This window comes from Phycisphaerae bacterium, assembly GCA_018003015.1.
GTDB lineage: Bacteria > Planctomycetota > Phycisphaerae > UBA1845 > PWPN01 > JAGNEZ01.
In genome coordinates this window covers 1-20,943 of the sequence record JAGNEZ010000073.1, presented here as the reverse complement: position 1 = coordinate 20,943, position 20,943 = coordinate 1, and the positions used below count along the sequence as shown (strand labels likewise).

Genomic DNA, 20,943 nt, shown 5'->3' with positions numbered 1-20,943 from the left:
TTGGGCCGTGTGCCGACCGCCCCCGTGGGGCCTCGATCGGCAAAGTAGTCTGATGCCACGACGAAGTCAATCGGCTCGGATGGACGCATCCTCTGCGAGGCAGGTCATCTCGAGCCAACGTAATCCGGAAAGGCCGCCGAGGCATGGCGATCAGCCATTGAGCGACCAGCCCGGACGGTACTGGCGTTTCAGGAGGCCGTCGCCTTCACCATTGTTGGTCACGCGACCGGCCACCCCGTCGTACTCGATTTCCTGGCCGACGCGATAGGCCACCAGTCCAAGCAGCATGAGCTCGATCATCTTGCCACCGTAGTCGAAATCACAGGAGGTTTTCCGGTTGCCCTTGCAGGCGTTGACCCACTCGTTGAGGAAGTCGCCCATGGGTGGAATGATCTTCTCCCTGGGGCGAGGCGTGTAGTAAGTCATGTCGGCCGCATCGCCGGAGGGGATGATCAGTCGCGCGCCGAAATCGGCGACCAGGATACCCTTGCTCCCTTCGAACATCACCCCGTGCCCGATGGTCTTCAAGTTCACCCAGGCCGGCGACTTGGGCATTGCCCCGCCCTGGTACCAGCTCACTTGGATCGCAGGGCGCCAGCCATTGGCAGGAACCGCACAGTGCATCTCCAACTCGACCGGAGTGACCTCGGGGTTGAACTTCTCTCCCTTGGCTTCGGCGGAAGTCGGCAACCCTGCATCGAGCGCGTTCCAGGCCAGATCCATGGTATGGCTGCCCATGTCGCCGATCTGGCCGCTGCCGAAGTCCCAGTACATATTCCACTGCAGGCAGTTGGCGCCCGGCCCGCCCGAGAAGTACCCGGGGTTGTAGGGATGGTACGGCGATGGCCCGATCCACAGGTCGTAGTTGAGGTGCTTGGGCGGATCCCCTTGAGCGGGCAAGTAGCCGGGCCGACGGATCTGGCGGTCGCCCCAAGCGCGCACTCGCTTCAACTCGCCGATCGCCCCGTCTCTGATCAATTCGCGGACGCGGTTGAAGTTCGGATGGCTATGCCGCTGAGTTCCGACCTGCGTGGCCAGCTTGTCCTTGTTCTTCAGGTAGTTGGCACGGACCACGCGGACCTCCTCCACGCTGTTTCCCAACGGTTTCTCGCAGAAGACATGGAGTCCGCGGTTCATCGCCCAATTGGCGATGAACGCGTGCGTGTGATCGGTGGTGCAACAGACCACCGCATCGAGGCCCTTCTGCTCGAGACACTTGCGCCAGTCGACGTAGGTTTTGGCCTGGGGAAACCGTTTCGCGGCCTCGGCCAAGTGGTTCTCGTCCACGTCGCACAAGGCCGCGACGTTCTCCTTGGACAGTCTGTCCTGGTGTGCCCCCCCGCGTCCCCAGACCCCGATCAGGGCAACATTCAGTCTGTTGCTGGGAGCGTCGGCCCCCTTGAGCATGCCGCTTCGGAGCACGAGCAGCCCCCCGCCCGCAACCGTGGTACGAAGCACCTGGCGCCGGTTCATCATCGTGAGTCTCCTTTCGATTTGGCTGGAATGCTGAGGGGCATTGTCTCTCGTCGCGACTCTCACGTCAACGTCCTGGAATCCGAAGTCATCGCTTCGTCCAAGGAGGGTTTGGACTTCGGCCATCATCGCAACAACGTGGGGAGCCACACGCGCAGAACCAAGATCGAGATTGGGCGCAGACTCCACCATCTCGCCCCCCGCTGTCGCCGTCGGATTGAGAAGGCTATCGATCGGCCGGCTTGATGACGTGGTGGGCCGGATTTGTTGGAGAGACGGGCAGGCGATGAGGATGTATGATTGCAGGGTTGACATCCTATCCATGGAGAAAACAGAATGACTCAGGTGCCCGTCTCAGAGCTGGCGGACCGGATGCGACGATTCAGAGCCTGCATGGACGCGGAGAATCCGAGCTGGGAGCTGGCCGCGATCTTCGGCCGGGTCAGCCAATACTACTTCACAGGCACGATGCAGGACGGCGTCCTGTTAATCCCCCGGAATGTCGAGGCCGTGTTCTGGGTACGCAGAAGCTACGAGCGGGCCTGCACCGAGTCGCTGTTTCCCGACATGCGACCCATGAAGGGCTTTCGCGACGCCGTGCCAGCGGTGCCGGGTGCAAGGGCGACCATCCACGTCGACACGGAGTTGGTGCCTGTAGGCTTGCTTGCGCGTTTCAGAAAGTACTTTCCCTGCAGGGAGACCGTGTCGCTGGACAGGCAGCTCGCCCGACTGCGGGCGGTGAAGAGTCCGTATGAGCTGGCCGTCATGGAGCGGGCGGGGGCTGCCCACGGACGCATCCTGGAAGAGGAGGTTCCATCGCTGCTTCGCAAGGGAGTGAGCGAGGCCGAGTTCGCATGCGATCTGTTCTCACTCATGGTCCGCGAGGGGCACCAGGGAGTCGTCCGCTTTGGCATGTTCGGCGTAGACATTGCGGTCGGACAACTGGGCTTTGGAGAGAACTCGATCTATCCCACCAACTTCGATGGGCCCGGCGGGTGCCTGGGCATGGGGCCGGCAGCCCCGATCCTTGGCAGCCGCGACCGGAGACTCTGCGCAGGCGACCTGGTGTTCGCGGACATCGGCTTTGCAGTGGACGGCTATCACACGGACAAGACGATGGTCTACATGTTCGACAGGCCGCCGCCGGACGAGGTGATTGCGGTCCACAGACGATGCGTAGAGGTGCAACACCAGTTAGCCTCACTGATCAAGCCTGGAGCCATACCCTCGGATATCTATACCACGGTCATGAATAGCCTCGATCCGGAGTTCCTTCAGAACTTCATGGGCTTTGGAGACCGGCGGGCGAACTTCCTTGGCCACGGGGTCGGATTGCAGATCGATGACCTCCCGGTGATTGCCGAGGGATTCGATGAGCCGCTGGCAGAGAGCATGGTGCTGGCCCTCGAGCCGAAGAAGGGCATCGCGGGTGTCGGGATGGTCGGCATCGAGGACACCTTCATCGTCACGCCGAGAGGCGGAAAGAGCATCACGGGCACCCATCCAGGGTTGATCCTGGTCAAGGGCTGAGTCAACTCGTACTAGAACGGCGACGAATTTCTCTCATGAGCAGCATTCAACTCGCCCCGAGTTACCCAATGGAACCCCTCGGGCAATTCACCCGGGTCGAGTTTCATCGGATCATAGCCGGCTGGGCCAGCCACCATCGTGGTTTCACGATGGGCATACTGTGGGTCCATTTCCAGTGGATCCAGACTGTAGATCGTCAGCCCATCAGCAGTCTCCAGGCCTGTCACCACGGGATGATCGCAGCCATCATTGCCCTCGGTCTCATCAGTGGGGAGTAAAGGCCGTCCGCACACAGGGCATCGAGAGTCCTGGGTGCGTACGTACCAGTATCCCGTCGCGGACGCGCACTGCTGCGAACAGAAGATCATATCGTCCTTGGGCCAGACAGCCTTCTTGCCGGTCTTGTCGCCACATCTCAAACACAATCTGTCCGGTTCTTTCCTCATCTTCGTGCCTTCCATTCTAACCGAACCATCCAACCTGCTCAACGCCTGGAACGGGACCTGGAACGTAGTGGCGGACTCCGGCGCGTTTCCCCCGCGGCCCGGCCGAAGTGCCCGCCGATGGTTGCCCATCGGTGAGCAGCCGCCGCGGCCGAGAACCGGTGATTGCTCCGCCTCGAGCAGCCTTCGGAGACTGCAGCCACACCAGGTGTAAGTTGATGGTACCTGGGATGGCCGATGCGACCCCACCGGATTCTACTGTCGTTTCTGAGGGTTACTTGTTTTGCTCCCCGACCGGGCGTTTAGACAGAACCGTGTTCAATGCCGGTTCCGTCCGCTCCCGTCGCCCGGTTTACCTGAGCGGCCTTCGGGAAGCCTTCAGACCCGCCCGCCGCTGCAGGGGTTCGGCCCGGTTGGGATTCACCCGCCGGCGTTCGGTCTGCGAAAGGGTCATGATCCGGCGTTAGCCGTACGGGCCCCACCGCGCGGGGTGCTTGACTCCTGGGACGATTGTCCTACCATCGCTAACTCGGATCAGTCAGATGCCCATGGTGACCATTCAGGCAACGGCTGCGACGGGTGTCCAGCAGATGACGGCAACACCCGTGGGGGGCTCGCGGTCGAGCCGTAGGCGGCCCAGGTCATGACGGCGATCAGGACACCCGCCGCCGCGGTGGGATGAACCAGGCCGAGGTCGACGGCATATCCAAACGTCACCGACGGCACGAGGTCATGGAATCCGAGCGGTGACAGAGCCTTCCGTCCCAGGGACCATGTGGCATGTCAGGCCGCGGCCTCAACACCTGACTCTCCTGAGAAAGGAATACCGCGATGAGCACAATGAACGCCGAGGTTCCCCCAACGTCCACGGGATCCGACGGTTTGGCGGGACTACTCAAACAGTACGGATGCGGCCCCATTCCCTTCGCGGGGACCGACAACGCGTTCTACGAGCGGCATCTCGTCTTCGACAACATCCTCGATCCGGCCGCTGCCGGCCCGCGCGAGCGTTTTGAGGCCTGTGCCCGCTCCGTGCGGGATGTGCTCTCGCAGCGATGGGTCCTCACCGAGCAGACCTACGAGCGTGTGAACCCCAAGCGGGTGTACTATCTGTCGATGGAGTTCCTGATTGGCCGTTCGCTCGCCAACAACGTCACGAACCTGCTGCTCGACCCTCTCGTGCAACAAGCCCTGAGAAGAAAGGGCATCGATGGACTCCAGGTGATTGAACAGGAGCCCGATGCGGGGCTGGGCAATGGGGGGCTGGGACGGCTGGCCGCCTGCTTTCTTGACTCGATGGCCACGATGCAGATCCCGGCCATGGGCTACGGTTTGCGGTACGAATACGGTATCTTCAGGCAGTCGATCGAGGACGGGTGGCAGCATGAGCAGCCGGACAACTGGCTTCGCCGACCGGACCCGTGGGAGGTCGCGCGTCCGCACGAGCTGGTCGAAGTGAAGCTCAACTGCTCATTCGAGATGCATGGCGGAGCCCTCAGAACCACACCCGGCCGCGAGTTGCGTCTTTTCGGTATCCCCTTTGATCGCCCCGTGGTTGGCTACGGCGGCAAGACCATCAACACGCTCCGGCTCTGGGCGGCCGCCACCCCAGCCTATTTCGACTTCCAGAGGTTCAGCAGCGGCGATTTTGTGGGGGCACTGGCCGAGACGTTGACGGCCGAATCGCTGACCCGGGTGCTCTACCCCGACGATTCGACGAGTCTGGGGAAGGGCCTGCGGTTTGTGCAAGAGTACTTCCTGGTGGCCTGTTCGCTGGCCGACATTGTGCGGCGGTTTCAACGCAGCAACGCTGATTGGAGTGCCCTTCCGGAGAAGGTCGCCGTACAGCTCAATGACACGCACCCGTCGATGGCCGTTCCGGAGCTGATGCGGATTCTGCTGGACGAAGCCCACCTCGGGTGGGATGATGCCTGGAGCCTCACCCAGCGGGCGCTGGCATACACGAACCACACGCTGCTGCCCGAGGCCCTGGAGACCTGGCCGCTCGCGTGGTTTCAGATCATGCTGCCGCGCCACCTGGAGATCATTCTCGAGATCAACCGCCGGCTGCTCGAGGTGGTTCGCAGTCGTTACCCCGGCGACGAAGGCCGTGCCGCCCGCGTAAGCCTCGTCCAGGAGGGTGACGAGCGCAAGATCCGCATGGCCAACCTGGCGATCGTCGGCACGCACAGCACCAATGGCGTAGCCGCCATTCACTCCGAATTGCTGCGTACGCAGACGGTCAGGGATCTGGCCGAGGTCTTCCCGGAGCGGTTCAGCAACAAGACCAACGGCGTCACACCGCGTCGCTGGCTGTTGCTGGCGAACCCGGCCCTGGCTCGCACGGTTACCCAGGCCATCGGCGACCGTTGGATCACCGACCTCGGTCAACTGCTCCAGCTCAAGCCCCTGGCCGAGGACAGGGGATTCCGCGAGGCCTTCCGCAAGGCCAAGCGGGAGGCCAAGCTGCGGTTTGTCGACTGGCTCAAGGCGAAGTTCAACCAGACGGTGGACCCGGACACGGTTTTCGACTGCCAAGTCAAGCGAATCCACGAGTACAAGCGGCAACTGCTCAATGCCCTGCGGATTGTCGTGCTGTACAACCGGCTGCGGGGGAATCCGCGACTCGACCTGCCGCCGCGGACGTTCTTCTTCGCTGGTAAGGCGGCGCCGGCCTACCAACTGGCCAAGGTCATCATCAAGTTCATCAACAACCTGGCGAGCACGATCGATGGTGACCCCGCAGTCCGCGACCGGCTCAAAGTCGTCTTTCTGCCCGAGTACTGCGTCTCCCTCGCCGAGCGACTGATCCCTGCGAGCGACATTTCCAACCAGATCTCGACCGCCGGTTACGAGGCCAGCGGCACGAGCAACATGAAGTTCATGATGAACGGAGCTCTGACCGTCGGCACGCACGACGGGGCCAATATCGAGATGGCGGAGGAGGCGGGCGAGGACAATCTGTTCATGTTCGGGCTGACGACCGAGCAGGTGGCCCACAGTCGGGCCTGGTACAACCCTTACTGGCATTATCAAAACGAGCCGGAGACCCGGGCCGCACTCGACCTGATCTTCTCGGATCATTTCAGTCGCAACGAGCCGAGCGTCTCTGCCACCCTGCGTGACACCCTGCTGACACACGGTGACTTCTACATGCACTTGGCAGACCTGACGTCCTACGTCGAGGCGCATCAGCGGCTGGGCGAGTTGTATGTCGATCCGGAGGCATGGGCGCGCAAGGCCATCCTGAATGTGGCCAGTTCCGGGAAGTTCTCCAGCGATCGCACGATTGCGGAATACGCGGCCGAGATTTGGAACGTGAAGCCGTGCCCGGTACCGTAGGATGATCTCCAGCGGCAGACGAGGTTCTCGTTCGGAGGCCGCACCATTGGCCATTCTGACCATCTATTGCTGCACGTTTACCGGCAATTCAGCCGCGTTCGAAGATGCTATCTGCACGCACGAGAGCGAGCCCAACCTCTCCCGCTGCTACTTCGGGGGCAATCAGGCGTTACAGGATGGCGGAGCCTTGTACCTGGATCTGGGCAACGGGCCCCGAACGATCGCTTGTGCGTTCGAGGGCAATGAGGCCGGCTGCGCTAGCGGCGCGGTCCGAGTACTGGCGAGCTCACCCCTGTTCGCCAGCAGCCATTCCTTCCGCCGGTTTGAACGATTATCCTGGTCGTCCGTGGTCCGAGAGAAGTACCATTCCGGCGGTTGAAGCGTCTGCAGGAGTACGATGATGGAGTTCGTTCGGCTCGTGTGCATACTGGCGGGCATTTCGTTTTCGCAGGCGGCGGACATCCAGGTCGGGCCGCTCGGTGCCGGCGGTCACGTCGTAACCACCAAGCAGTTGATTCGTCCGGCCGGCGAGTCGCTGGAGTTCGCGGGCCGGCCGGTGGACCTGGCGTTGTCGCCCAATGGAAGCAACCTCTACCTCAAGACCAACGACAGCCTCATCGTCATCGATACCCGGAGCTGGAGCATCCGGCAAAAGCTCGCCCTCGGGAAGGGCCTGACGGGTTCGTTCCATGGACTCGCCTTCAAACCCGACGGCTCTCTACTGTACGTTACCACCTCGCAGAAGACGATCCTGGAGATGTGGGTGGCGACCGACGGAACGGTATCTGTGGCTCGTCGATTCGACATCGCCGCTCCTGACAAAGGCAACTCGACGCCCTGCGGGCTTGCCCTCTGGCCCGATGGGAAGCTCGCCATCGTCTGCCTTTCCCGGAACAACACGGTGGGCGTTCTGCAGCTTTCCTCCGGCAAGCTGGTCGGGCAAATCGCCGTGGGCGTGGCGCCTTACGACGTCGTGCTGACGCGGGACGGCTCAGAGGCGTGGGTCTCTAACTGGGGTGGCCGGCGGGCGGCAGAAGGCGACCGCACCGCCATGTCCTCGGGCACGCCCGCCCTGGCGGACGAGCGCGGTGTGGCCTGCAGCGGTACCGTCTCGCTCGTGGACCTGAAACGCGGCAAGGAAGTGGCTCAGGTGGAAACCGGACTCCATCCGTGCGATCTGGTGCTGGATGCTTCGAAGGACCTGCTGTATGTAGCCAATGCGAACTCGGATACGGTAACCGTTGTTGACACCCGCGCAAGGAAGACCGTTCGCACCATTGCGGTTCGCCCGGACGACTCGCTGCCGTTCGGCAGCGCTCCCAACGCTCTCGCACTGGGAGATAATGGTGGTACGCTCTACGTAGCCAACGGCTGCAACAACGCCGTTGCGATCATCGACACGCAGCTGCGCGGCTTCATCCCCACCGGCTGGTACCCCGGCGCGCTCGCCATCGACGGCAGGCACCTGTACATCGCCAACGTCAAGGGCTACGGCTCGCGCTACAAGAAGCCCGTCGACAAGAGCCTCGAGGGCAAGCAACGCAAGGAGGAGGACCTGGGCTGGATGGTCTACGGCCATCTCGGAACGGTGCAGAAGGTCGAACTCCCCTCCGCGGAGCGTCTGGCGATCTACTCCCGCCAGGTACGCGACGATTCCGGCGTCCCCCAGACTCTTCGCGCCCTCGAAAAGGCCCAGGCCGGCGTCAAAGCCGTGCCTGTCCCCGAACACCCCGGCGAGCCCTCGACCATCGAACACGTCGTTTATATCATCAAGGAAAACAAGACCTACGATCAGGTCTTCGGCGACATGGGCAAAGGCAACAGCGAGCCAAGGCTGTGCGTCTTCGGCCGCGAGATCACGCCCAACCATCACGCGCTCGCCGATCAGTTCGTTCTCCTGGACAACTACTACTGCAACGGCGTGCTCTCCGCCGACGGCCACCAGTGGTCCACGCAGGGCTACGTCACCGACTATCTCGAAAAGGGCTTCGGAGGATTTCCACGAAGCTACCCCTACAAGGGAGACGATCCACTGACGTTCGCCTCTTCGGGTTTCATCTGGGATAACGCGCTGTTGCACGGTCTGTCCTTCCGCAACTACGGCGAGATGAGCACGCAGGACAAATTGCCCGGCACGGTTCAGGAGATCTACGCGGACTATGTCGCCAAGAAGGCCACGCCCCCGTTCAATCCCCGTTTCTCCGTCGACACGCTGAAGCGCTACAGCTGCCAGCGGTTTCCAGGCTTCTCCCTCGGCGTCCCCGACCAAGTGCGGGCCGCCATCTTCCTCGAAGAACTGGCCGACGCCGAAAAGACTGGCCAGTGGCCCGAGCTCATCACCGTGGCCCTGCCCAACAATCATACCCGCGGGTTGAGCCCTGGCGCACCCACACCGTTAGCCTACGTGTGCGACAACGATCTAGCCCTCGCCCAAATCGTGGAGGGAATCTCCAAAAGCCGGTTCTGGCCCACGACAGCCATATTCGTCATTGAGGACGATCCCCAGAGCGGCTACGACCACGTCGACGGTCATCGCTCCGTCTGCCTGGTGATCAGCCCGTATGCCAAGCGCGGGGCTGTCGTGAGCCGGTTCTACAACCAGACCTCCGTGTTGCACACCATGGAACTCATGCTCGGCTTGCCGCCGATGAACCAGATGGATGCGATGGCCCCGGACATGCGCGAGTGTTTCACCGACATGCCCGACCTGACCCCCTACACCGCCCTGCCGGTCAGGCACACGCTCGAGGAGACCAACCCCCAACCCGCCACCAAGGTTTCGCTCAAGCAACGTTACTGGACCGACAAGAGTCTGGCGATGAACTTCGACGAACCGGACAGGGTGGACGACAACGTTTTGAACCGCGTCATCTGGTACTCGATCAAGGGATTCGACACCCACTACCCGGCCGAATTCGCCGGTGCACACGGCAAGGGTCTCAAGGTCCTGAACCTTTCGCTAGACCCAACCGCGCGTGACGAAGATTAGAGAGGTCTGTCCCGCGGGCTGAGGTTCCCGTCGGCCGACTTCCCGGCCTGCCTGCTCGCATCGTCGACGCAGCTACCCAGACCAGAGAAGCTATCGGGTGGGTTAGAAGAGGAAGTAGCGTCACAGCGAGCTACCGGTAATCGGCCGAAGTTCATGCCGAGCCCGGGCAGGAGCGGAGGCGCCTGATCACCTGGGGGAGCATGTCGTAACGGCTCAGGCGCAAGCCGACCGCGCCGCCGCCGGGGTGGAGGGCCACGAATTCAGGCTCTGGCGACAAGCCAAAGCGGCGGTAGAACGCCGTCCGGATAAAGCCCTCAACGTCCTCCACGCTGGCTTGAAGCTTGTCGATGTGGACCTGGAAGTAGTCGCCCTGGCCGGCAGCGTTCACACGGACGGCGACAGCTTCTGGGCCAAACGCCCGCTTGAGCATAGCTCCGGCCAGATCGATCAGGGCCAGGCCCCGGAAGAAGCCGGAGCCCTCTAAGTGGTGGAACTCAGGCGGATTCTCAAGCGAGAGAGATTGATCATCCAACCCGCGATTGAAGTCGAAGAAGGCGGCACCGTGCCGTTCGAGCCAGCGGTCCAGCAATTCGGGTCCGGCGAGGTCTCGCTCCCAATCCTGCTCGCGCTCCATTGCGGCACGCGAAGGCAGGCGGTCCGGATCGATCTCAACGCAGCAGTCGCCGCGCTGCGATCGCGTGACGTACTCGATCCACTCCTCGCGATGGTGAACGAGATAGAAGTTCTTGGCCGTCTCACCGAACAGGTAAGCGACCATCGCCCGAAGCGGTACACCCTGCTCTTCCAGAACGAGACCCGATGCGGTAGCGCGCCGCAGAACAGGGTCGCGCCATCCCGCGAAGACGGAGTCAAAAGTGCTCTCGGCCCTGTGGCGTGCCGTGGGCGGATCGAGTCGGCCGCACTCGATCAACTCGCCGACGTACCAATCGGTACTCGCCGACACGCGCTGTCGCAGTTCGTCCTGAGCGATCAAGAGCGGCAAGGCTCGGAGTACCGAGCAGATCCATGCCCGGCTTTCGACGCCGAGGAGCCCGTCCTGGACCAAGTCGTCCTCGATCTTGCTGAACAGGTCGACGTCCAGCGGCAGTCGGGTGAGGATGGCGGCCAGCTCGGCGGCCTTCCCGGTCAGCTTTCGCAGTTCGCCGGTGGTCGGGCGGCCTGAGTCAGCGCCGGCGGCATACATACCCCATGACCATCGCCATGCCTCACGATCGCGCTCCACGCTGTAAGGGAAGATGACCTGAAAGCGCTCCGTGGGCACCGGGTAGGTGCCGATGATGCGGTAGTTGTCGCGCGGATTTGAGGAAATCAGCGTGCCCTGGCCGGCTCTGCCCTTCTGCGCGGTGGCTTGGTCGAGCGAGCCGGCGCGCACGCCTGTGCCGTATTCGGCCTGGGCCGCGAGGTGGACGAGCACGTCGGGGGGAATCCCGATCTCAAACAGGGCGTTGATCGAGTTTTTGGTCGCGACGGTCACCGCTGACGAGCTGGAGAAGCCACCCTGCGGAATGTTGCCCGTGCAGACCAGCCTCAGTCCCTTGAAGCTCTCCCGCCCGAGTTGCTGCTGAACCCTGGCCCCCAGGCTTCCCTCGCGCAGTGTGCGCATGGAGGCGATGGCATTGCCGACCAGGGCGAAAGGCCGGCGCATGTTGTTGCTGATCCACAGGGACGGCGGCGGCAAGGGCTGCCCTCTCTGGCGGCGACGCTCCAACTCTTCGTTGCTGAAATAGCCGAGCGAAAGCAGAAGCGTCTCGCTCATCCGCGTGCCGAAGCCCTCGTATGTGTTCCAGTCGGAGATGTCGCGGCCAGGGTACATGGCCTCTTGGTCGGACGGGACGGAATTCACGCATTCGCGGTACTTCGGGTCCAGGGGGTAGAGATGGACGCGGCGGTCGTCGGCGCCCTGCGACAACACGACGATCTGTTCCCGGCCGATCTCGTTGCCCGCCCCGATTGGCATCTGCCAGGCGGGCCCAAAGAAGCGCACCATGTCCGGGTGCATGAAGGCGATGCGGAGTCGCCCACCGGCGATACCGATGCCCACCGGCGAGTCCGGCCGGAAACCCAGCTTCTCCCGGCCGTCGGCCGCGACCAACTCTTCGAGCTGGCAGGCGATAGAAGCGACCTGCCCCCCAGGCCGATTGGCGGCAATCGCCCGGACGGCCTCCTCAACCTCGCGGATTTCCGCAAACAGCCCGATAGCCGAGGCCATCTTGCCCTCCAACAGGGCGAGGTCGATCGGGTGGGTGACGTCCGAGCAGAGCAGATCGTATTCGGGATCGGCTGGAGTGGTGGTGATGGTGCGGATATCGCCGCCGTCACGGCTGACGGCCTCCACGAGGTCGGTCAGATAGTACTGTCCCTGAGCGTTGCCGTTGGTCAGTGTAGCCAGGTGGCGGTGGAGGGTAGCAGCCCGAACGGCGTAGAGCGGGCAGTTCCCCTCGGTCAGGGTCAGCAGCGCCTGACGGACGAGTTCATCCTTCTCGGCGGCAAGGTCGCGATCCTCGACGATGCGGACGACCCGGCCGCTCTCATTTCGCAGAACGCGGCCCTTTCCACGGATGCGGGACTGCTCGTATCGTGCGGTGAGGAAGCTCAGGTCCGCTTCCCGCGGTTCGGCGCAATGCGTCTCGCACAACATCCGGAACACGCTGGACGGCACGATGCGATCGCCCATAGTGATGATGAGTACCGGGTTGCTTTCGAGGAGTCCGGGCACGCACAACGATTCGAAAGCGGGGAAGGCGGTTCCGCCGGTGGGATTGTCGGACAAGACGTAGATATTGTCGCTCCCGAGCGCGGCCGCCACTTCCTGGTGGCGATAGCCCACGAGGCAGACGACCGGCCGGGGAGCCAGCCAGCGGAAAGCATCGATTGAATGGCGGGCCAGCGGGGTACCGTGTATCGGCTGGATGCACTTGGGATTCTGCCCGAACCGCGTGCCCTTGCCCGCGGCCAGAAGCACCAGAACCCTGTCGCAGAGGGTCACGCCGCCGTGGAGAACCAGCGCCGGCGGGTTGAGGATCTTCTCACTGCTGAGACTGGCCGCTTCGCTTAGGGTGCGTGCATCTTGCGACGGTCGTTTTGGCGCGTTTGGCATAAGCTACTGGGTACTCGGCATGCTCTCGCGATCCCGTACAGCACTGGCGTCCAGCCGATGGCTCCCAAGGGCATGGAGACAAGCGGGCCGCTCCATCGGCGATTGTCCAGATACCCTCGGCCGGCCAGCCAGCTGGGCTATGGTTGGCGATTATACAGCGCCCCCTCCCGGTTGCGCCCACCTCTTTTCGAGCCATTGCACCGTCCCGGGAGGGCCCTGCGGCGATAATACGCCCGGGCTACGCCCCCGTTTTTCTCCGAGGGTTGCGTGGGACCCCCCGAGGTATCATGACGGAGGTCAGTTTCGGTCTTAGACAAGCCGAGCCCGGTGTGTGATGGCATCCGCCGGAGTCAATTGACTCGAGCGTTGATCACACGCCGACTCAGGCCGTCGTCCGGCATCCTGTGCCGAACAGTCTTGAGGCTGCAGGGACCAAACTCGCCCACGGCTGTATCGCCGTAAAGCTCGATGAGCAAGCGGACAGCGTCCTTGACGTTATGCTGCTCCCCCGTGGGCCGACCGTTCTTCCGGTAGTACTCGTTCGCGTGCCGCCAGTACGCGACGAACAGCTCGTTGACCGTCAGGCCGACCGGTTGCACCTGCACCGGCCCGTAGTTAGGGGGCATCTGACGGCCATGGGAAATCCACTCGGAGATGAGACGCTTATACGCCGCCCGGCTTTGCTCGGTGCCGTGAGGCCCGAGGTAGTAGTCGCGCTCGTTGAGACGGACGACGGCTTGGCCGGAAGGCTTGTGGAGACGGTAACTGGGGGCAGATGGACCTTGTGACCGAGGCATGACACCACTGCGGACGCCCTTCGCGGCAATGGGGTAATTACCACCGGTTTTGGGCTTCCTGAGCCGCACTGCCTCACGCGGGCAGGTACGCTAAGTAGCGTTCAGCTAAGCAATTATATCCAAAGCGGGCGAACGGGCTCGAACCGTCAACATTCAGCTTGGAAGGCTGATGCTCTACCAATTGAGCTACGCCCGCAGAGTAAACTCAAATCCTTTGCCACCAGACGTTTACGTTCCAGCCGATGGGCTGCTCACGCAAAGCAAGCCATCAGCGTTCGCACTACATGATAACCATCGGGGCCCCACAAACAAGCTCTTGAGCTCAAAAACCCGGCAAGACATTCAGCCGAAGAAGCTGCGGCTCTCAGATCCGCTTGACGACGATGGCCACTCGCATGCGACAGCCGCAATCGTCGTCGCACAAAAGCCCTGATGTGGTCATTCGAACCCTATTCCGCCGAGTGCCTCGACGCCTGCCTATCCCGTTGGGAGTTGGCGGCACCGATCGCTGCCGACCACGCTGCCGCACAGTCCCAGATGGCGTCCGCGCTTGGCGCCCCTCGACGCCGACGGCGACGTAGACCAATCGGACTTCGGCATCTTCCAGCGGTGCTATAGCGGAACAGGTGGACTGGCGGACCTGAGCTGCGCGGACTGACCGACGGTGGACTTGAGATGCATCGCAATTTCGCTGAAGGAACGACTGGCGGCGGCGGTCTCCTCGACGGTGAGGCGCTACAGTAGTCCGAGCGAGGACCGTGTGGATGGAGTTGCCGCCGCGCACAATCGAGGTTCGGTTCAGGTTAGGATTATGACTTGGTTTTACCTGACGAGTCGAGGGCCGGCCTTGGGCCCTTCGGGATCCCGCAAACCATGATTCAGCTGCGGTCGTCGTGTTCGATGACCCCGGCGATGAGAAGGGCATCGACCGCCTCGCGACGCCACTTCGTCCATGCAACCGCCACGGCGGTCGACTCACCCGCCGGCCCACGCCAGCTCCGGACGATCCTCCATCAACCTGGGCCCATCGGGAGCACTCCGCGGCCTGACCAGCCTCACCTAACAGGACATGCAAGTTGCTGCCCTGATTGAAGTTACAGGCAGCGAAGTTGATCGCCGGGAAGCTGTTGATCCTGGTGGAGCCTTTAGCCTCTACCGGCCAAGCTGGGTCCGGCTCGGCAGTCGGCCACATCGCGACCTGCCGTCAGCCCGCGGACCACCGGCCGTTACTCCCCACCAGCCCTCCCAGACGGTGTACCCGGTACCCCGCCGGCAGGTATACTGTCGTGCTTGAGAGACGCCGGCCGGGCGCAAGACCACCGGAGCGATGGCGCGTGGCTACGCTTTGGGGCGGGGCGCTGGGTATGCCGCATGGATAAGGACAATCACCGTGACCACATCGCCCGCGTTTGAGGAGATCCCCACCCATCCTGTTGACACCCGGCTTCGGCGGATCGTGACCTCCCTGCCCGTCCCCGAGACCCGGTCTCTCCTCGAGACATCCGCCCGCGTGGAGCCACGATCGATGGGCGGCCAGCCGCCGGTGGCGTGGGACCGAGCCGAAGGGTTCAGCGTCTTTGACGCCTACGGCAACAAGTGGATCGATTTCTCCAGCGGTGTGCTGGTCGCCAACGCGGGCCATGGACGCAGGGAAATCCAAGACGCCATCATCACCCAGGCCCAGCACGGTCTGCTGCACAACTACTGCTTTCCGAGTCACCATCGCATCGACCTGGCTCGCAGACTGACCGAATTGGCTCCGGAACCGCTCAAGAAGGCCTTCCTCATCTCCACCGGCAGCGAGGCCACCGAATGCGCAGTCAAGTTGATGCGGACCCACGGCCGGCAAGTCACCGATGACAAGACGGTCATTGTCAGCTTCAGCAACGCCTTTCATGGCCGGACCATGGGTGCCCAGATGATTGGCGGCATCCCCTTGCTGAAGGAGTGGATCGGATACATGGACCCGGGCATGGTACAAGTTCCCTTTCCGGACGGCTTTCGCTGTCAAGATACCAGCTTCGCGGTCTTCGAGGAATCGCTGGCCAAGATGGCGATTGACCCGCGCCGAGTGGCGGGTGTGATCACCGAGACCTACCAGGGCGGCGGGGCCAGCTTCGCGCCGCCCGAGTACATCGCCAAGCTCCGCGAGTGGTGCGATCAGTGGAATGTCCTGTTGACCTTCGATGAGGTCCAGGCAGCCTTCGGCCGATGCGGTCGACAGTGGGGCTTCGAACACTACGGAGTCATGCCCGACCTGATGTGTCTGGGGAAGGGCATCAGCAGCTGCCTGCCGGTGGCCGCCGTCGTCGGCAGGCCGGACGTCATGGATCTGTTCCCCCCCGGTTCGATGACCAGCACGCATACCGGCAACCCGATCTGCTGCGCGGCGGCCCTGGCCAATATCGAACTCATCCTCAAGGAGCACCTCATCGAGAAGGCGGCCTGTACGGGCGAGGTGCTGCACGAAGCACTCTGGAAGCAGCTGAAGCCCTTTGACGCCCGGATCGGGGCGATCCACGGCAAGGGCCTGGTAGCCGGCGTCCACGTCATCAAGGACGACTCCCTGGCCCCCGACCGCGATCTGGCCCACAAGGTCGTCTGGAACGCCGTCGGCCGCGGACTCATGCTGTTCTCACCCGTTGGCGTGGGTGGAGCCACGATCAAGATCTGTCCCCCGCTCTGTATCACTGAGGAGGCGATCATCGAAGGTGTCTCCGCGATCGCCGACGCATTCAAGGATTGCCTGAGCTAGGTGAGTATGCCTCCCCCAACGGAGATCCTGATCGGCAAAGACATGCCCGAGGCAACCGCCTTCGCCGCTGAGCAAGTGGTCCGAGCGCTGGCCACTCCGAACCGAAACCGATCCGTTGCTCTGGCCGGCGGGAGTACCCCCCGAGCCTTGTACACGTCGCTGGCGTCGCCGCCGTGGAAGACATGCGTCGACTGGCAGGGCATCGAGTGGTTCTGGGGAGATGAGCGTGCCGTACCACCGAATCACCCGGACAGCAACTACCGGATGGCCCGCGAAACCCTCCTCGATGCGCTCGCAGTCGATCCGACTCACATCCACCGCATGGCGGCCGAGACTGTCGACCTGCCAGCCGCGGCCCATGACTACGAAACAACCATCCGTCACCTCGTTCCGGCAAACGCCCAGGGCACGCCGACATTCGATCTGATCCTGCTCGGCATCGGCGGGGACGGACATACCGCCAGCCTGTTCCCCGGCTCAGTCGGCCTGACCGAGCGGGCTCGCCTCGTCGTCGCCCACGAGATCCCCAGCCTGCGATCGCGCCGGATGACCCTGACCTTCCCCTTGCTCCGCGCCGCCAGGAACATCCTGTTCTTCGTCACCGGCGCCGCCAAGGCCGACATCCTGGCGCAGATCCACGCCGCGGACGCCGACCCCCTCAGACTGCCGGCGGCCGGCCTGCGAACAACCGCCGGACGCACCATTTGGGTCCTCGATGCCGACGCCGCCCGGCTTGTCCAGAGTGTGATCCGCCCGTAGAATCTCCACCCTGGTGAACAGGCGGGGACTTCGTCCCACGGTGGCCGCGAATACGGAGCAGACATCTATGCAACTGTCCAAACGCGTTCAGCAACTGGCCGAGTCCGCCACCCTGGCCGTCAGTGCGAAGGCGGCGGCGATGAAGAAGGAAGGCATCGACGTGGTGAGCTTCGGGGCCGGCGAGCCCGACTTCCCGACCCCCGAGTTCATCCGCAACGCCTGCAAGACTGCCCTCGACGCCGGACACACCAAATACGCCAACCCGGCTTCAGGCATCCAGGCAGCCAAGGAGGCGGCCTGCCTGAAGCTGAAACGTGAAAACGGCCTGGAGTACAAAGCCTCCCAGATCATGATCACGGTAGGCGGCAAGGAGGCGCTGTTTCTGGCGAGCATGGCCTTGCTTGAAGAGGGCGACGAAGCCATCCTGCCATCCCCCTATTGGGTCTCCTATCCCGAACAGATCCGGCTCTGCGGAGCCAGGCCGGTCATCGTCGAGGGCTGCGAGTCGAGGAGCTTCAAGCTCACCCCGGAGCAAATCGCCAACGCGATCACACCCAGAACCAAGGTGCTCATTTTCAACTCGCCGAGCAATCCGGGTGGCTTCACCTACTCGCCGGAGGAGGTCAAGGCCATCGCCAGGATTATCGCCAAGACGGACATCACCGTCTTCAGCGACGAGATGTATGATCGCCTCATCTACGGCAACCAGCGGTTCATGAGCTTCGCCGCCGCCGGACCGGAGGTTTACGCTCGAACCCTGACCTTCAACGCCGGCTCAAAAACCTACTCGATGACCGGCTGGCGAATCGGCTACGTGGCCGGCCCCGAACCGATCATCAAGGCTATGGCCAAGCTCCAGAGCCAGACGACCAGCGGCACGGCCACGTTCAACCAGCACGCCTTGGCGGCCGCCCTCAGCGGCGACCAAACCCCGGTCGAGACCATGCGCAAGGAGTTCGAGCGCCGGGCCGAATACATGCACCAGCGACTCAACATGATCAAGGGGGTGACCTGCGTCCAACCCACTGGAGCCTTCTACGCGTTCCCCAACGTGAGCCAGGCGTTCGCAACCCTGGGCGTGGACAATTCGCTCGACTTCTCCGCAAAGGTGCTGGAGAAAGCCCACGTCGCCCTGGTGCCCGGCGTCGCCTTCGGACTCGACCACTACGTTCGGCTGTCTTTTGCCACCAGCATGGAGCAGATCAAGAAGGGCCTCGATCGGCTGGAAGGACTCCTTGGCAAGGCGTGAACTCGCTGAGTATTCCGACCCGCGGCGGCGTCATCGCCGGGCAAAGGCGTAGCTGACCCTCTCCTCGGCCCCGGCCGCCCCCTGCAGCCCCCGTGTGTCTCCCGAGAGTGGTTCGGCCTTCTGAGGCTCCGACAGGTCGGCCAGCGAAACGGCGAGTTGGGCAAAGTCCTGCTCACGACTGAGGAAAGCGTCCACCACTTCGGGGGCAAAGTGCGAGCCGGCCTCCTGCCGGAGGATGGTGACGGCCTCGCCGTGGGGCATCGCCGCTTTGTAGACTCGCTTCGATGTCAACGCGTCATAGACATCGGCCACGGCCACGATTCGGGCGGAGAGCGGTATCTGCTCCCCAGCCAGGCCAAAAGGGTATCCCTTGCCGTTGAACTTCTCGTGATGATGGTAGGCGATTTCCATCCCCATCAGCAGGAAGTCCTGCGTCCGTCCCTGGTTGATGATGCTCCGGATGGTGTCGCCGCCGATCTGCGCGTGCCGTTTCATGATCTCGAACTCTGCAGGAACCAGCCGGCCTGGCTTGAGGAGGATTTCATCCGGTATTCCCACCTTGCCAATGTCATGCAGCGGGGAGGACCGGACAATGGTCTCAATGAACGACCGGGTGATTACCCGGGTGTACTCGGGCCTGCGAGCCAGGGCTTGACTCAGGAGCCGACAATAGGCCTGCACACGCTCGAGATGGGTCCCGGTCTCGGGATCGCGGTTCTCGGCCAGCCTGGCCAGAGCCAGGATCGTCGCATCGCGAGCCTCGTTGCGCTCCCGCAATCGGATCTGGTTGCACAGGGCGATGGCCACCACCTCCCCGATGGCTCGCAACTGGGCCAGGGCTTCCGCGGAATAGGGCCGGCCATCCAGCGGCTCGCTGACATTGAGCACGCCAACCGGGCCGCTGGGAGTCACCAGCGAGGTGCTCGCCAATGGGATACTGGCGAAAAACTCGCTGTCGTACCGATCGCTGAACTCGCTCATCTCGTCAGGTTCGCTGACCACGATGTTCTGCGATTCGGCGAACACGCGTCCGGCAATCGCGCCACCAACCGGCACGCGAATGGCCTCCTTCACGTCCTGGGCAATCCCCACTGCCGCGGCGATACGAAGGTACTCGCGATTGCCGTCCGGCAACATCAGCGACACGCGACGGCTGGTCAGCATGTCGGCCGTGGTCCCCACGACCAGGTCCGCCACCCCCTCCAGCGAGTCGATGCCATTCAAGTCGGTCATGAATCGCTGCATGCGCTGAATCAACGCGGTCCGCTGAACCACACGGGCCTCCAACTCCTCATTGAGAAGCCGGAGTTCCTCGTTCCTGGCATTCAGCTCTGCCGTCAGCGCCCGTTCTGCACTCACCAGCCGGTACTGCTCGATGGCGTCATCCAGGGCTTTCTCCAGCAACTCCTGAGTACAGGGCTTCTGCAGGAAGCGGAAGATGTGACCCTGATGCAGGGCTGATACGGCAACGCTCAACTCCGGCCGGCCAGTCAGCATCACCGCGACTGTCTGCGGGACCCGATGGTGCACATCCTCCAGGAATTCGGCTCCATTCATGCCCGGCATGTTGTAGTCGGACACCACGACCGCGAAGGGCCCTTGGCTCTCCAGGACCTCCAGCCCCGCCGCCCCACTGCTGGCCGTCGCCACCACATACTTCCGACGCAACTGCCGCCTGAGGCCTTCGAGCAGGTTGACTTCGTCATCCACAAAGAGTACCCGCCGGTTCATGTCATTCATGCCGATACCGCCATCGCCCGGTCGAAGACCAGGCTCGCCAGTCCCGTCCACGCCGCGACCCGGTCGTCCATCCCCAGTCGATTGAGGTAGGCCAGATCGAGTGCCGGCACAATCGGTTCACAGCCGGCGCCCGCTCGGGATTTCTGCATCGCGGTCAACACGGCATCGGCCACATGCACGCAACTCGCGGCGCAGAGACCATCGTAGTTGATCTGCCCCGGGCGGTGGTGCAGGGCGACCGCCTCCACGATACGCGGCGGGAGACCCCACAGCGTCAGCAGATACTCCCCGACCTCCTCGTGGGTCACGCCGAAGGTCTCCTTCTCGACCTCACACTGCGGACGCCCGTCTCGCTCAACAACCGCCATCACGGCATCAAACACCCTGGTATGGTGGGAGGCCAGCAGGAGGATGCCGACATCGTGAAGCACGCCCGCGGTAAAGGCCTGATCGGGTCGATCACCGCCCTGTTTCTCGGCCTTGCTGATCAGCCGCGAGACCTCCGCCACCTCGTAGGAGTGGCTCCAAAGCTGGTCAATGCTGAACCGGTGCAGGGGCTGCGTGGGCGCGAACTGGCCGAAGACCTGCTCGGACAGCACCAGGGCCCTGATGCGGACGATCCCTAGCCTTGATTCCCACGGAACCCTGCGGGCTTAACACCCGCGGCGGAGATTCCACACGCCCGACAGGGTCGGCGCCTTCCGTCTGTTAGTAGTGCACTAGACTCAACAGCGAGTATTTCACCATA

The 20,943-nt window shown here is 63.1% G+C and carries 12 protein-coding genes, 1 tRNA gene and 1 pseudogene; 8 read left to right on the top strand and 6 right to left on the bottom strand.

The genetic code is table 11. From position 1 onward, the window contains the following. Positions 1-150: 150 nt before the first annotated feature. A complete protein-coding gene (locus KA354_21560) occupies positions 151-1,476 on the bottom strand; it encodes a Gfo/Idh/MocA family oxidoreductase (GenBank protein ID MBP7937239.1) in 1,326 nt (441 codons plus the stop codon). A 369-nt stretch (positions 1,477-1,845) separates the two neighbouring features. On the opposite strand from KA354_21560, the gene KA354_21555 reads away from it, so the two are divergent. The 5 genes from KA354_21555 (at position 1,846) to KA354_21535 (ending at position 9,777) form a co-directional block, all read left to right on the top strand. Next, positions 1,846-3,003 (top strand): aminopeptidase P family protein, encoded by a 1,158-nt coding sequence (locus KA354_21555; protein MBP7937238.1) that lies wholly within the window; start codon positions 1,846-1,848, stop codon positions 3,001-3,003. Positions 3,004-3,038: 35 nt separating this feature from the next. After that, a complete protein-coding gene (locus KA354_21550; GenBank protein ID MBP7937237.1) occupies positions 3,039-3,281 on the top strand; it encodes a hypothetical protein in 243 nt (80 codons plus the stop codon). A gap of 996 nt (positions 3,282-4,277) precedes the next feature. Beyond that, positions 4,278-6,788 (top strand): glycogen/starch/alpha-glucan phosphorylase, encoded by a 2,511-nt coding sequence (locus tag KA354_21545; protein ID MBP7937236.1) that lies wholly within the window; start codon positions 4,278-4,280, stop codon positions 6,786-6,788. A gap of 46 nt (positions 6,789-6,834) precedes the next feature. Continuing rightward, the gene (locus tag KA354_21540) at positions 6,835-7,167 is read left to right on the top strand and encodes a hypothetical protein (protein ID MBP7937235.1); all 333 of its coding nucleotides are present in this window, start codon (positions 6,835-6,837) and stop codon (positions 7,165-7,167) included. Positions 7,168-7,185: 18 nt separating this feature from the next. Then, entirely contained in the window at positions 7,186-9,777 is a 2,592-nt protein-coding gene (locus KA354_21535) for a bifunctional YncE family protein/alkaline phosphatase family protein (GenBank protein MBP7937234.1), read from the top strand. Positions 9,778-9,928: 151 nt separating this feature from the next. Here KA354_21535 and KA354_21530 read toward each other — a convergent pair whose 3' ends face one another. From KA354_21530 to KA354_21520, 3 genes are all read right to left on the bottom strand, one after another. Beyond that, the gene (locus KA354_21530; protein ID MBP7937233.1) at positions 9,929-12,895 is read right to left on the bottom strand and encodes an NTP transferase domain-containing protein; all 2,967 of its coding nucleotides are present in this window, start codon (positions 12,893-12,895) and stop codon (positions 9,929-9,931) included. A gap of 350 nt (positions 12,896-13,245) precedes the next feature. Further along, the gene (locus tag KA354_21525; GenBank protein MBP7937232.1) at positions 13,246-13,692 is read right to left on the bottom strand and encodes a hypothetical protein; all 447 of its coding nucleotides are present in this window, start codon (positions 13,690-13,692) and stop codon (positions 13,246-13,248) included. Between the two features lie 123 nt (positions 13,693-13,815). Next, positions 13,816-13,888: transfer RNA gene (locus tag KA354_21520), tRNA-Gly, on the bottom strand. Positions 13,889-15,019: 1,131 nt separating this feature from the next. On the opposite strand from KA354_21520, the gene KA354_21515 reads away from it, so the two are divergent. From KA354_21515 to KA354_21505, 3 genes are all read left to right on the top strand, one after another. Next, positions 15,020-16,447 carry an aspartate aminotransferase family protein gene (locus KA354_21515; protein ID MBP7937231.1) on the top strand — a complete coding sequence of 476 codons (1,428 nt, stop codon included), beginning with the start codon at positions 15,020-15,022 and terminating at the stop codon, positions 16,445-16,447. Then, positions 16,448-17,206, top strand: coding sequence for a 6-phosphogluconolactonase (gene pgl / locus KA354_21510; protein ID MBP7937230.1), 759 nt, complete (start codon positions 16,448-16,450; stop codon positions 17,204-17,206). A 67-nt stretch (positions 17,207-17,273) separates the two neighbouring features. Further along, positions 17,274-18,455, top strand: a complete 1,182-nt coding sequence (locus KA354_21505) for a pyridoxal phosphate-dependent aminotransferase (protein MBP7937229.1) — start codon at positions 17,274-17,276, stop codon at positions 18,453-18,455. Positions 18,456-18,485: 30 nt separating this feature from the next. Here KA354_21505 and KA354_21500 read toward each other — a convergent pair whose 3' ends face one another. Next, positions 18,486-20,195 carry a response regulator gene (locus tag KA354_21500; protein MBP7937228.1) on the bottom strand — a complete coding sequence of 570 codons (1,710 nt, stop codon included), beginning with the start codon at positions 20,193-20,195 and terminating at the stop codon, positions 18,486-18,488. Beyond that, positions 20,192-20,824: pseudogene (locus KA354_21495) on the bottom strand (HDOD domain-containing protein). The gene KA354_21500 and the pseudogene KA354_21495 overlap by 4 nt, the downstream one beginning before the upstream one ends. Positions 20,825-20,943: the final 119 nt, after the last annotated feature.

Excerpts from the sequence above, each read along its gene's own strand:
- KA354_21505 (MBP7937229.1), top strand. The coding sequence starts at position 17,274 with ATGCAACTGTCCAAACGCGTTCAGCAACTGGCCGAGTCCGCCACCCTG.
- KA354_21500 (MBP7937228.1), bottom strand. The coding sequence starts at position 20,195 with ATGAATGACATGAACCGGCGGGTACTCTTTGTGGATGACGAAGTCAAC.
- KA354_21530 (MBP7937233.1), bottom strand. The coding sequence starts at position 12,895 with ATGCCAAACGCGCCAAAACGACCGTCGCAAGATGCACGCACCCTAAGC.
- KA354_21555 (MBP7937238.1), top strand. The coding sequence starts at position 1,846 with ATGCGACGATTCAGAGCCTGCATGGACGCGGAGAATCCGAGCTGGGAG.
- KA354_21535 (MBP7937234.1), top strand. The coding sequence starts at position 7,186 with ATGATGGAGTTCGTTCGGCTCGTGTGCATACTGGCGGGCATTTCGTTT.
- KA354_21560 (MBP7937239.1), bottom strand. The coding sequence starts at position 1,476 with ATGATGAACCGGCGCCAGGTGCTTCGTACCACGGTTGCGGGCGGGGGG.
- KA354_21545 (MBP7937236.1), top strand. The coding sequence starts at position 4,278 with ATGAGCACAATGAACGCCGAGGTTCCCCCAACGTCCACGGGATCCGAC.
- KA354_21550 (MBP7937237.1), top strand. The coding sequence starts at position 3,039 with ATGAGCAGCATTCAACTCGCCCCGAGTTACCCAATGGAACCCCTCGGG.
- KA354_21515 (MBP7937231.1), top strand. The coding sequence starts at position 15,020 with ATGGCGCGTGGCTACGCTTTGGGGCGGGGCGCTGGGTATGCCGCATGG.
- KA354_21525 (MBP7937232.1), bottom strand. The coding sequence starts at position 13,692 with ATGCCTCGGTCACAAGGTCCATCTGCCCCCAGTTACCGTCTCCACAAG.